Origin of the sequence: Floridaenema fluviatile BLCC-F154, assembly GCF_041929135.1 — a bacterium.
In the GTDB taxonomy this organism is placed as follows: Bacteria; Cyanobacteriota; Cyanobacteriia; order Cyanobacteriales; family Aerosakkonemataceae; genus Floridanema; species Floridanema fluviatile.
Genome location: NZ_JBHFNS010000094.1, coordinates 306,825 through 320,289, shown reverse-complemented (window position 1 = coordinate 320,289; position 13,465 = coordinate 306,825). Strand labels below are relative to the sequence as shown.

5 protein-coding genes are annotated in these 13,465 nt (G+C 39.2%); 1 reads left to right on the top strand and 4 read right to left on the bottom strand.

Going from position 1 to position 13,465, the window contains the following annotated elements; translation table 11 throughout:
- Positions 1 to 27: 27 nt before the first annotated feature.
- The 4 genes from ACE1B6_RS29595 to ACE1B6_RS29580 all read right to left on the bottom strand — a co-directional run bounded on the left by ACE1B6_RS29595 (position 28) and on the right by ACE1B6_RS29580 (position 11,642).
- Positions 28 to 1,590, bottom strand: a complete 1,563-nt coding sequence (locus tag ACE1B6_RS29595) for an ATP-binding response regulator (RefSeq protein ID WP_413260891.1) — start codon at positions 1,588 to 1,590, stop codon at positions 28 to 30.
- A 95-nt stretch (positions 1,591 to 1,685) separates the two neighbouring features.
- The gene (locus tag ACE1B6_RS29590) at positions 1,686 to 5,303 is read right to left on the bottom strand and encodes a response regulator (RefSeq protein WP_413260890.1); all 3,618 of its coding nucleotides are present in this window, start codon (positions 5,301 to 5,303) and stop codon (positions 1,686 to 1,688) included.
- Positions 5,304 to 5,443: 140 nt separating this feature from the next.
- A complete protein-coding gene (locus ACE1B6_RS29585) occupies positions 5,444 to 10,141 on the bottom strand; it encodes a PAS domain S-box protein (RefSeq protein WP_413260889.1) in 4,698 nt (1,565 codons plus the stop codon).
- Between the two features lie 529 nt (positions 10,142 to 10,670).
- Positions 10,671 to 11,642, bottom strand: a complete 972-nt coding sequence (locus ACE1B6_RS29580) for a diguanylate cyclase (RefSeq protein ID WP_413260888.1) — start codon at positions 11,640 to 11,642, stop codon at positions 10,671 to 10,673.
- A 203-nt stretch (positions 11,643 to 11,845) separates the two neighbouring features.
- On the opposite strand from ACE1B6_RS29580, the gene ACE1B6_RS29575 reads away from it, so the two are divergent.
- Positions 11,846 to 13,435 (top strand): response regulator, encoded by a 1,590-nt coding sequence (locus ACE1B6_RS29575; RefSeq protein ID WP_413260887.1) that lies wholly within the window; start codon positions 11,846 to 11,848, stop codon positions 13,433 to 13,435.
- The last annotated feature ends 30 nt before the right edge of the window (positions 13,436 to 13,465 follow it).

Sequence of the window (13,465 nt, the reverse complement as noted above, 5' to 3'; positions counted from 1 at the left end):
CAGTAATTTGAACTTTGGTAGAGAGTACTAATTGGAATGAGGTAAATTCAGCAATGGTTGTGTTAAATCGACAATGCGATCGAACCAAAAGTTATTTGTCCAATATTTTAAAGTTTCAGCTAACGTGGAATGAGATGAGGGAATTTCTTGAATCAACTGTAAAATTTGGCGATCGAATCCTTTAATTGCGGCTAAATGAATCGCTTTTACCCATTGAGTAGGCATAATTGCTTGCAACATATCAGGTGTGATAGTTTCCAGTGACAACTGAAAAGAAACTGCATCTAAGAAATCTTCAGTAAACTCCCCAGGATTTTCAACCAATTCATCCGAATCATTTTTTTCTGCTAAATCAACTTTAATAAAAAAACTAACAGTTGTTCCCTGTTCGGACTTACTGCTAATAGCAATATCTCCACCCATACGTTGAATAAGTTGTCGAGTTATAGGCAATCCCAAACCAATTCCTTGGTTAGATTTTCCTCCCACATCTATTTGCGAAAACACCTCAAATAAACTACTAAGTTCATTTTCTGAGATTCCCATTCCTGAATCTTCTAACTCAAAGTAAAGTGCTATTTTATGCTTAATTAATATTGCCTCCTCAACCGTTACTTCTTGTTCAGCATTTGCAGTAATAGTGTCTGCATACACTCGAAAGTTTATATAACCTTGAGGTGTAAATTTCAGGGAATTTTCCAGAAGATTATTTAAAATGTGCAGTAGTTTACTTTTGTCAGCATGAATATATCGGGGTAATTTTGAACTATGATCGACAATAAACTGGATATTTTCATATTCTGCCTTAAACTGCCAGTATGTTTCTACTTGACTGAGTAAAGAATATAAATCAAAATCCTCTTCATTTAACGAAATATGCCGATTTTCTGCTTGTGTAATCATCAAAATATTATTGATCAGTTTGAGCAAGTGCCGACCACTACGATGGATGGTTTTGATGTATTCTTGATGTTCATTAGTAAGAGATGTACTGTCCTGCATTAATTCAGTAAAACCCAGGATTGCATTTAAAGGAGTTCTGAGTTCATGACTCATTCTTGCTAAAAACTCACTTTTGGAATAATTTGCTGCCTCAGCTACTTCTTTGGCATCTCGCAAAGCTGCTTCAGTGCGTTGATGCTCATAAATTTCCTGTTGTAAACGTTCATTTTTTTGCATAAGTTCTTTTTGTAGTTTTCCGATCGTTAATTGATGTTTAACACGAGCTAAAACTTCTTCGATCGCAAAAGGTTTAGTAATGTAATCTTCCCCACCAACTTCAAAAGCTTTTACTTTGTCGATCGGATCGTCAAGCGCACTGAGAAAGATAATTGGAATATGACAAAGTTGAGGATTTTTTTTCATTTGTTGGCAGGTTTCATAACCATCCATTTCTGGCATTTTAATATCCAGCAAAATCAGATCGGGAGGAGTAGTTTGAGCCCCAACTAATGCCATTGCACCACTTCTCACGCAGCGGACTTTGTACCCGTGATGATTTAGGTGAGTAGATAAAACACGAAGATTATCCGGTGAGTCATCAACAATCAAAATATCTGCCTTGAAAATGTCAATTTTGTCGAAATTCATAAATTTTGAAATCATCTTTAAATAAAAAACCTTTGAATTTTGAGTTTTGGGTTAAGGATTTGTTTTATCGTCCTAAACCCTAGATTCTCTGCTTATTATTCATTAATTTTATTTTTGCTGTCAATGAGATCGAGCAGCTTATCAAACTGGAAATTAGCGATCCAGTTATTTAACATATTAGCTAAATCAGGATCTAGTGCAGGAATTTCCGCAATCAGCCGATTTAGTTCATCATCTGAGCCAGTAATTGCTGCTGTTTGAAACTTTTCCAACCACCGATCTGACATTTCCTGAAGAAATTTAGCAGCAAAGGTGGGGGTGATAGTATTCGAGTAAGTTGCTTTATTTGCTTTAATTTCTGTTTCCCGTTCATAGATATATTGTACTCCTAAATGCAGTGATATTTTTTGAAAAATTATTTTTTGTCGAAAAGGTTTGCTGACAAAATCATCACAACCTGCTGCTAAAACCTTGACCTGATCTTCTTTAAAGGCGCTAGCAGTGAGAGCGATGATTTTGGTGGGTTGTAAAGGAGATATTGCGCTTAATTTTTTCTCTATAGCTCTAATTTGCTGGGTTGCTTTATATCCATCCATCACAGGCATTCGCATATCCATCCAAACTAAATCTGGATGCCAACTTTGCCAGAGAGAAATAGCTTCTTGACCGTTAGTTGCTTCTTGTACTTCCAGCGGAAGCGATCGCAACAATTTTACCAACAACTCCCGGTTATCTAAATTATCTTCTACCACTAAAATCCGATAATTAGGTTGCCCAGGAACCAAACCAATCACTTTTTGAGTGCATTGTTGCGAGTTTTGACGATCGTTGGTTGCTAAGTCAACTTGAATCTCAAACTGAAGGAGAGTACCTTGCTGAGGCACGCTATGCACCCTAATATCTCCCCCCATTAACTGCACAAATTTTCGGCTAATTGATAAACCCAATCCCGTCCCTTCTTGGGTATTTGGCATATTTTGTTTCTGCACAAACGGCTCAAATAATACCTCCACTTCCTCCGGTTCAATCCCTGGCCCAGTATCTTCAACCTCAAAGTAAAGAGTAATTTTGTCAGAAGTGTAAGGAATATTTTCCCTATCTCCCCATCTCTCCGTCTCCCCATTTCCCTCGCTTCTCACACGCAAAGTTACCCCTCCTTCGGTAGTGAATTTAATTGCATTACCCAGCAAATTGATTAAAACTTGCCTCAGTTTGCCTTCATCAGTTTTTACATATAAAGAAACATTAATGTCGCAATCAAAAATTAGTTGTAATCCTTTAGATTCTGCTTTCAAGCGTAGCATTTCTTCAATGTTTTTCAGTAAATCATGCAAATTAAATTCATTTTGGTTTAAAGAAGTTCTACCTGCTTCAATTTTGGACATTTCCAGAACATCATTAATTAAATTCAATAAATGCTCACCACTACGATTAATAATTTCTACGTATTCTTTCGCAGAATTTTCTAAAGAACAGTCCTTGAGCATCAGTTGAGTAAAACCCAGGATGGCATTGAGAGGTGTTCGCAGTTCGTGGCTCATGTTGGCGAGGAATTCACTTTTAGTTCGATTGGCTATTTCGGCTGCTTCCTTAGCTTTAGCAAGAGCGTTTTCTGCCCGTTGGCGTTCTTTTTCTATACGTTTGCGATCGCTAATATCCCGCATAATCAACAACACTTCGTTAGCACCAACTACAGAAATTCGCACTTCTTCACATAAGACTTTATCGTTAATTTCAAATTCCTGCTCAAATACTTGTAGCTCATTTGTTAATAATGCTTTTTCAATAAAATGTAATTGACGTTCTGCTAATTCTGGTGGTAAGACTTGAGACAAATGCTTACCGATAATATCGCTACCAAATACCGCTTCAAAGTCTGGTGGCGCAACATGATCTAGATAGTAACCATCTCCATTTACCCGAATTAATAAGTCAGGAATCGCCTTTAATAATGCTCGATTATGTGCTTCACTGTGTCGCAAAGCTTCCTCAATTTCCTTGCGGGTAGTAATGTCCCGTGCGACGATAATTACCGAGTCTTCCGAGAGGGGAGAAATCCGCGCAGATAACCAAGTATTACGCCCCCGAATTGCTAGACTATATTCTAGGTCGATCGTCTGTTTCTTCTTGAGGCTGGCATGAATCCCGTCCAGCAAGAGATTGGCAATGGAAGGTGGCAAAGTTTCATGTAATGTTTTGCCAACCATTTCTTCAGCTGATTTATACAAGTAAGGACTGGGCGAAGCGATTTTTAGGCATCGTCCATTGATATCTCTAACAATAACAAGATCGGTCATTGCCGAAAAGAGAATGTGTAATTCTGCTTCTGTTTGACGGGCGCTGATAAATCTTGAAATGCTTTGAGCCATTAACTCAATGATTTCTTTTTCATGATTTTCAAATCCGTTAATTCTGGGTTCCTTAGAAAAGAAACAAAGAATGCCGTAGAGTTTTTCTTTAACAAAAATAGGTGTACCGATATAAGATTCTATTTGGAAATTTTTATATAGAGGGTGCGATCGCATTTCCTCCATTTCACCAACATGAAGAAAACAAATAGTTTGATGTTTCTCCACTACTTTAGCGCAGTAGGAATCTGATAAATTAACTATTAAGTTGGGAACTAAGCCTTCAATTTCTGATTTAACTGCTAAAAAAGTATAGCTATCATCCTGTACTCGACCGATTGCACCAGATGAAAAATTAAGTACTTCACATCCAGTTTGGATATAATCAGCAAATAGCGATTCCATGTTATCAAAATTTGTTATACTTAAACGATGCAACTGTTTCAAACTATGACTAAAAGCTATTAAAGCTTGCGATTGTTTGAATAGTTGAAGTTCCCCAGTTTTCCGTGCTGTAATATCACGATATTGCCATAGGTGTCCTTGGTAGTCTTGTTCGCGGAAAATTGGAATGTAATCTCTTTCAAAGATTCGACCATCTGCTAAGAAAATATTTTCACCTACAACTAACTGTTTTTCAGCTAATATTTGTTCAACCCTCTGAACAAATCGATCGGGTTCCCTAAATAATACTTTGCTCTGTTCTGCTGCTTGGGAACAGTCAGTAGCAATGAGAAACTGCGGTGAAACGGGAATGTTAAATTGGTCGCAAAATATTTGATTAACTAGCACAATTCGCCGATTTTCATCTTCCAATAAAACACCAGCTTGTAGATTTTCAATCAGTGTTGTTAATCGAGGATTTGTTTTACATAAATCTTGCTCGATTCGCTTCCGTTCAGCAATTTCCTGTTCCAAAACTTGATTTTGTTGAACTAGTTGTTCATTTTGCTGATTCAGTTCTTTTTGCAGTTTCGCAATCTTCAATTGGTATTCAATGCGAACTAGCATTTCTTTTACTGGATATGGTTTATTAATAAAGTCTACTGCTCCGGCAGAAAACCCAAGAACCTTATCGGGTACTTCTGATAAAGCACTGACAAAAATTACTGGAATATTACAAGTTCGATCGTTAGACTTAAGGGTTTGACAGACTTCATACCCATTCATTATTGGCATCATAATATCCAACAGAATCAGATCGGGTAAAAGCTGGTCTGTTTTCTCTAATGCTGCTAAACCATTTGTTACTAAATGTACTTCATAACCTTGCTTAGATAAAAGATTGTATAAAAAATTTAAGCTATCCAAGCTATCGTCAACAACAAGGATTTTAGGTTTTAGTTCTGGTTTTTCTTTACTCATTTAAGTTAAGTATTCCTAATAATTAATCTGGGGTTTTCAACTCAAAAAAACTGTTTTGCATTTTGAAGTAAAATAGTTGAAATTTGGCTAGATTTCGCATAATTTTACCTTTCCTTTCTGAGTTGGTGTAATTCGTAGCTTTATTTGATTAATTTAGTTGCACTCTGAAATAGAACCATTAATTGCTCAAAATCAAAGTTGTTAATTTTCTCTCGCAAAGCTTCAGCTAATGCTTGATGCTCTGGGGGAATTTGAGCAACCAATTTCAACATATTTGTCGAATTGAGATGTATTATTGCCTGATAAAACTGAAAAAGCCATTCTGGGGGCATGACTTGCAAGACGGATGGCTCTAACTTAAGAGCGGTAGTTTTTGGGTTATTATTCCACCTACCTCTAGGGAATATTTCTTCATAGATAAAATGTACTCCTAAATGCTCAATTAACTTGTCTAAAAGATTGCTTTCATGCAAAGGTTTGGGTATGAAGTCATCACATCCAGCAGCAATTACCCGATCGCGATTTTCCTCAAATACCCCTGCTGTGAGCGCAATGATTTTAGTTGGCTGAATAGAGTTTACCAGCTGAGATTTTTCGATCGCTCGAATTTGCCGAGTTGCTTCATAGCCATCCATTATCGGCATTCTTATATCCATCCAAATTAAGTGAGGTTGCCACTTTTGCCAAACAGTAACAGCTTCTTGTCCGTTGACAACAGCTTTCACCTGAAAGCCAAAGATTTGGAGAATATTGAGTAATAATTGCCGACTTGCCCAGTCATCTTCCACAATTAAGATGCGGTACGAGGGTTGATTGGGGGCTAAAGCGATCGCTCGTTTTTCCCCAAGTTTGGTAACCGTATCAGCAGCAGAAACTAAGGTAACTGGAATCTCAAAACGGAAAGTAGCGCCTTTGCCAAGAGTGCTAAAAACCTGTAGTTCTCCTCCTAATAAACGGACAAATTGGTAACTAATTGCTAATCCTAAGCCCGTTCCTTCCTGACTCAATTTAGGATTTTTCAATTGTACAAATGGCTCAAATAACCTGTGAAGCTCGTTGGGATCAATACCGGGGCCCGTATCTTTCACTTCAAATTTTAGACGGAGGTGCGACGATGGGGAGATGGGGCGAGATTTACCATTCTGGTTTCTGGCTTTGCTGTCCTGACATTGAACTTGCAGGGTAATTTTACCAGTTTGGGTAAACTTGATAGCATTTCCCAGTAGGTTAATTAATATTTGCCGCAGTTTACCTTCATCAGTTTCAATGTAGTTTGGTAATTCTGGGGGATAATGGCAAATCAACTTTAAGCCTTTATGTTCTGCTCGCAGTTGAAACATTTGTTTGACAGTGTAGAGTAAGTCTTGTAAGTCAAACCTTGTAAGGTTGATGGTAGTACATTCAGCTTCAATTTTGGACATTTCTAAAATGTCGTTAATCAAATTTAGAAGATGAGTACCGCTACGGTTAATGATGCTCAGTTGTTCTTGATTTTCTGGTTTCAAAGTGCGATCGCGAGACATTAACTGAGTAAATCCCAGAATCGCATTCAGCGGTGTTCGCAGTTCGTGGCTCATGTTTGCCAGAAAGATACTCTTAGCTCGGTTTGCGGCTTCGGCAGTTTCCATTGCCTTTTGTAAATCGATCGTGCGTTCTTCGACTCGGCGTTCTAGTACTGCGTTCATCTGGCGCAGTTCTTGTTCTAGGAGTTTGCGATCGCGCAGATCCATATCCAGACAATACATTTCTGATTCACCATTCAGGTTTTTAAGAGTTAAATGGTTGGAATAAACCTCGACAAGCTCGCCTTTTTTATTTTGGAGTTGTAGTTCCCCATGAGGTAAAGGATCTGCTATATCTGCAATCCAAGCATCAATAACGGGTATCATTTCAGCCCACATTTGTTTAGGAATGATTAATTCTTCCACTCGCTGACCCATTGCTTCCGCACAAGTGTAACCATATAATTCTTCACTGGCTCGATTCCAAAAAATTACTCGGCGTTCCTTATCAAAGCCCTGAATTGGGTTAGGTGTAGCTTCAAATAAAGTCCGAAAGCGTTCTTCACTTTCCCGCAATGCTAATTCTGCTTGTTTGCGATCGCTAATATCTTTAATAATCGCAATGTAATATTCAGGCGTTCCATCTGGGCGGCGAACTATAGAAACATTGGCGTGAGCATATAACAAACTGGAATCTTTACGGATATAGCGTTTTTCCACAAAAAACTCATTGATTTTACCTGTACAAACTTGCTGCATACAGCTTAAAGTTTCCGCGATATCTTCAGGATGGGTAATTTCTGTAACAACTTTTGCAGTTAGTTCGGCTTCAGTGTAACCAAGGGTATTGCAAAACTTTTGATTTACTTTCAGGAAGCGAAAGGTGATGGCATCAATTTGCACGATGCCAACTGCTGCCAGACTAAAAATAGTACTTAATTCTTCTTGACTTTGCTGCAATGCAGCTGTGCGCTGTTCGACAATGATTTCTAGTTCTTGATTAAGCTGCAATAAAGCTTCTGTTGCTTGTTGGCGTTCTAACTCGGCACTTGCTCGACTGGCAAAAATTTGAAGTAAGATTTCGGCTCGTTCTGCGTTGACGATCGGTTGGCGATCGAGAACGCTCAAAACACCGATAATTTCACCAGATGTAGACCTTAAAGCAGTTCCTAAGTAACTTTTAGATTCTAAGGGTATAAAGTCAAAATCGATTTGGTTGAGATTTTCCTGCCAGTAATACTTACCTCTCTGGAGAACCATTTCGCAGGGTGTACCAATGATATCTCGACAAAAGTTGGGTTGGAGTTGCCGATCGGAGTAGATAGCTAGAGTTTCTAATCGATCTCCACTTTTTTCGGAGACAATCACAGATGTTACATTGAGCGCGATCGCAATTTGTTCTACTAAAACTGGGAAAAATGCCTCTCCTGTCACCGAAGCTGTCACTTCTACTAAACTTTGCAGCGCCAGTTCTGCTTGTTTGCGCTGGGTAATATCCATTGCTGTGCCAAACAGTCGAATTACCTGTCCCTGACTATTCAAAGTAGCTTCACCCCGACCTTCAATAATCCGAATCGAGCCATCGGAGCGCAATGCTTTAAACTCCATTAAGTAAGGTTCTCCAGTTAATAGCGCCCGTTGCACTGTTTGAACAAAATATTCTCGATCCTCTGGATGAACGATCTTCTGGATATGTTCTGCGAAAGTTGGCTCAAGTCGATCGGTTTGCCAATCGTAGATGCGAAATAACTCCTCTGACCAGGTAATTTTCTGCTTTTCTACATCAAATTCCCAGTTACCAATATGGGCAATGCGTTGCGCTTCTGCCAATGCTGCTTCGCTTTTACGAATTTTCTTCTCGGCTTCTTTACGAGCACTAATATCTCGCACTACTAACAAGGTTTCATTTTCGCCACAGGCAACTACCCGCACTTCTTCGGTTTGAATTTTTCCTTCTACTTCCAATTCTTGTTCATAAATCTGAATAGTTCCAGTTTGAAGTGCGGTATCGATCGCTGCTATTCGCTGTTCAACTAAGCTATGGGGCAGACTTTCTCTGATATGAGTACCAATAAAATCTTCTTTTTTACCAAGGACTTTAAAAGTTTTAGTGGCAATGAAATCTAAGTATATTCCGGCTCGATTAATTCGCATAATTAGGTCGGGCAAGGCTTTCAGCAAAGCCCGATGTTTTTTTTCACTTTGGCGTAGGGCTTCTTCTGCTTGTTTGCGATCGGTAATTTCAATCACCACGCCTCCGACTCCAGAAGGGCGATCGCTAGCGTTTTTCTCGATCGGAAAATAAGATACAATCCAGGTTCGTTTAACTCCTGGCTGGTTGAGAATCTCAACGCTAACTTCCTGGTTCAGAATTGGTTTTGCGGTTTCTAAAACTTGTTCATGTAACGGTGTGATTTGGCGAGCTATTTCTGGTGAAATATCCCAAAGGGTTTTGCCAATATAAGCTTCTGCTGTCATGTTATCAATGGTTGCCAGCTGCTCATTTACCTGGAGAAATTGCAAGTTCTGGTCTAAAATCATCATCCCTACGGGAGCCGAACTAAAAAACGCATTAAGGCGGGCTTCTCTTTCTTGCAGTTCCTCTTCTAGCCGTTTACGTTTGTTAATATCGACGATCGTGCCAATATAACCCGTGATGGTTCCACTCGCGTCGATTTCCGCGACGGCTTGAGCAACAATCCAATTGGTGATGCCGTTAGGTGTCTGAAAACGGCATTCTGTTTTAAATGTCGTTCCTTTAACCACTGATTCGTACCATTCTGTGGCGATCCGATCGCGATCGTCCGGGTGTAAAACACTGTCCCATCCTTCACCAACTACTTCTGCGGCTGTTAATCCAGTTAATTCACACCAATGCTGATTAACATAAGTACATTTACCATTGACATCGGTACGATAAATACCAACTGGAGAGCTTTCTGCTAAAGTCACAAACGGTTTTTTGATTTCTGTTCTCAGTTGAGCAATCTGTCGCTGTAAATGCCCTTGTTTGATGGCGTTGCGAACTGTACGGCATAGCAAGTCAGCGGTGAGATTTTCTTGAATCAGATAGTCTTGAACCCCTTGTTCTATTAGTCGATCGGCGATCGTCTCATTCTCTTGTTCTAACAATGCAATTACAGGAATATCTGTATTACTAAACTCTGCTTCTAATTGTGAGAGAAATTCTTGAGTTTTTTCTTCTAGTATCTGTTGTGAAGAATCCCTAATAGCTCTCTGTTCTCCACGAACAAACAAATCGTAATCTAGTAAAATTACATCAGGTATTTTTTTCTGGCATGATCTCAGACTTCCTACTAGAGAATCACTTTCCACAATATAATAGTTACTCCAGTGGTTTCTTAAGCAACTACAGTAGAAAGTTGTATTTTTGCTAGAGCGAGCAATTATCAAAACCGTAGGGCATTTGTCTGACATCATTTCCATAGGTGATGATTATGATAATTCTCCACACGCTTAATTTTTATGAAAAGCGTTGGATTTCTATCCTTCTCTTTAATAAGAGATTAATATTATGTTGTAGCATAAAAGTAAGAGACTTATAAGCTTTTACTAAAATTAATCAATTTATCACATAAAGAAACTGTAATGTAAGCTTTTACGCATTTAAAAGTCATATTGTAGGGTGCGTCAGATTTAGATATTTTCCTTTCTACATAGGCTTTACCGTCTGACGCACCCTACTCGTTAATAAGTGATTTAAATGCGTAACAGCTTATTAATACATTAACATTTTCTGAGGTTTCATCTCTGTATAATTATATATTTGAGTGGTAGCAAATTGAACCAGGGGTAATATTAAGTTGCATTCCCTTTCTTGATCGGGGAGAAATTTTAGATTAATTTAGACGCAAACTCTGTTTCTTCCTTCTGCTTTGGCTTTGTAGAGAGCCCGATCTGCCACTGCCACTAATCTCTGGAAAGACTCATTGGGAGAAGGAATCATAGTGGCAATACCCAAGCTGAGAGTAAGGCGCTGACGGGGATGCTGCGGTACATCTGTGATTATCAGTTCCTCTACGGCGAGGCGTACTGCCTCTGCTACTTGAAGCGCCCCGTTCAGATCTGTGTTGGGTAGTAAAATAGCAAACTCCTCTCCGCCATAACGGGCAGCCAGATCTGCTGGTCGTTTAATTGTATTCGCGATCGTTCGGGCGACTTGTTGTAAACAGCGATCGCCTGCTAAATGACCCCACCAATCGTTAAATTGTTTAAAATGATCGATGTCTGCCATAATCAACGATAATGGACACCGATCTCTTGCTAATCGCTTCCACTCCTGAGCTAGGTAATAATCAAAATGACGGCGATTGGCAATTTGTGTCAGTTCATCCAATATTGCCAGTCGTCGCAGTTCGTGGTTTGCTCTTTCTAAAGCTTCAATTAACTCTTTTCGTTGCTTTTGCAGGTTGCGAATCATTAATTGATGCCTCACCCTGACTAAGACTTCTTCAAACTGAAACGGTTTGGTAATGTAGTCTGCCCCACCCATCTGAAACGCTCTGACTTTATCCAGCGGTTCGCCCAGCGCACTTAAGAAAATGATTGGTATTTCACTGGTAAGAGAGTTTGCTTTTAACTGCTGGCAAACATCGTATCCATTCATTCCCGGCATCCGAATATCTAACAAGATCAAATCGGGTTGCTCTACTTCCACCCCGATCAGTGCCATTGCACCACTTTTAACACAGCGCACTTCATATCCTGCTTGGGTTAGGGCATCGAATAAAATATGTAGATTACCTGGAGTATCATCAACAACAAGAATGGCTCCTGATGGAGATTTTGAAAGGGCGATCGTTGAATCAAAGTCCATCTTGGATTTTAACTGCATGAAAGGCTAATAGCATAATAATTGAAAAAATTATACCATTAAAATTTAAAGATTCATATTTGCATATTCAGCTTAATATATCCTTAGCCATTTCTAAAAAAAACAGGACAATATAAATATAGTGGTGCTAACTATTACCTCTAGTTACTTAAAATACATTACCTTAATTAACTTGTATTATAAAAATGAGAATTTTGTTAGTTGACGATGATGAATTACTGGTGCAAATGCTGGCAAAAAATTTAACCGAACAGCATTATGCAGTAGATATTGCTACAGACGGAGAAAAAGGTTGGGATTTTGCCCAAGCTGTTGTTTATGACTTAATTGTGTTAGATATAAATTTGCCCAAATTAGATGGAATTCGGCTGTGTCAAAGGCTACGTCAAAACGGCTATAACGAACCAATTTTGTTACTCACAGCTAAAGGGGGAAGTGTAGATAAAGTGATCGGTTTAGATGCTGGAGCCGATGATTATGTGGTGAAGCCCTGTAGTGTTGAGGAATTGAGTGCGAGAATGCGAGCGTTGCTTCGTCGGCAACATTCATCAAGTATGCCTTTGTTGGAATGGGGCAGTTTGTGTTTAAATCCCAGTACTTGCCAGGTGACTTTCCAAGGAGAGGAAGTGTATCTTTCGGCAAAGGAGTATTCTTTACTGGAACTGTTGCTCCGCAATCCGCAACGGGTGTTTAGCAGTAGTTTGATTTTAGAGCATTTGTGGAGTTTTGATGATACGCCAGGTGAGGAAACAGTTAGAACTCATATTAAGAGATTACGGCGTAAACTCAAATCGGCAGGTGCTCACGAGATAATTGATACAGTGTACGGAATGGGTTATCGCTTGAAGCCTTTAACTGATGAAGATTTGAAGAATGCAGCCGTCAAGCAAGAATCTGCCAAACATTTGCCGATTAGTACTTCAGCGGTGATGGCTAATCAGGCGAGGAAGGCGGCGATCGCGCTTTGGGAACAGTTCAAAGAGCCTTCTTTAGAAAGGTTAGCGGTGCTCGATCGAACTGTTTTAGCACTACAATCGGGTAATTTGTCTCAAGAGTTACATAATGAAGCCAAAAATGCGGCACATAAGCTCGCTGGTTCTTTGGGAATGTTTGGCTTTCTGAAAGGTTCAGATTTGAGTCGGGAAATTGAACATTGGTTGCAAAATACTAAACAGACAAGAGAATTTACGGTTTTCAAGTCGTTGGTGACTAAGCTACATGAAGAAATCGATCTAACGCCTCAATCATTGGACGATCGAGATGCTAATTTAGTTTCTAGTTCCCAGGTAAAAGATGAGGTAGAGAAACATTTTTCACCTTCGTGGATAACTAATCATGAAAGGAGTTCGCAGTTGCCAGACGCTGAGATTGTGGTGCTGGCTGTAGATGATGATTTGGCGGTGTTAGAAAGTCTCAACCTGTTTCTTCCTAAATGGGGAATTTCTCTGAAGATTTTAAATGATTCCCGTCAGGTAGTGGAATTTTTAGAAACTAATCGCCCTGATTTATTGATTCTGGATATAGAGATGCCTGGTGTCAATGGAATTGAAATATGCCACAGGATTCGGCGCGATCGAACTTGGGATGGGCTACCGATTTTATTTTTATCTGCCTGTAGAGATGCAGAAACGATTCATCAGCTTTACAGTGCTGGGGCTGATGATTATCTTGCCAAGCCTTTTACTGAAGCAGAAGTAGTTACACGGATTTTTAATCGATTAGAACGTAATCGTCTGTTGAGAATGTTGGGAAAGTTTGATAAAAATGAAATTTAGAGCAAAATTAATATGAGAATATAGAGAAAG

What these genes read in the sequence shown, in the direction of transcription:
- ACE1B6_RS29595 (WP_413260891.1), bottom strand. Translation starts at nt 1,590, where the DNA reads ATGAATTTCGACAAAATTGACATTTTCAAGGCAGATATTTTGATTGTT.
- ACE1B6_RS29590 (WP_413260890.1), bottom strand. Translation starts at nt 5,303, where the DNA reads ATGAGTAAAGAAAAACCAGAACTAAAACCTAAAATCCTTGTTGTTGAC.
- ACE1B6_RS29580 (WP_413260888.1), bottom strand. Translation starts at nt 11,642, where the DNA reads ATGGACTTTGATTCAACGATCGCCCTTTCAAAATCTCCATCAGGAGCC.
- ACE1B6_RS29575 (WP_413260887.1), top strand. Translation starts at nt 11,846, where the DNA reads ATGAGAATTTTGTTAGTTGACGATGATGAATTACTGGTGCAAATGCTG.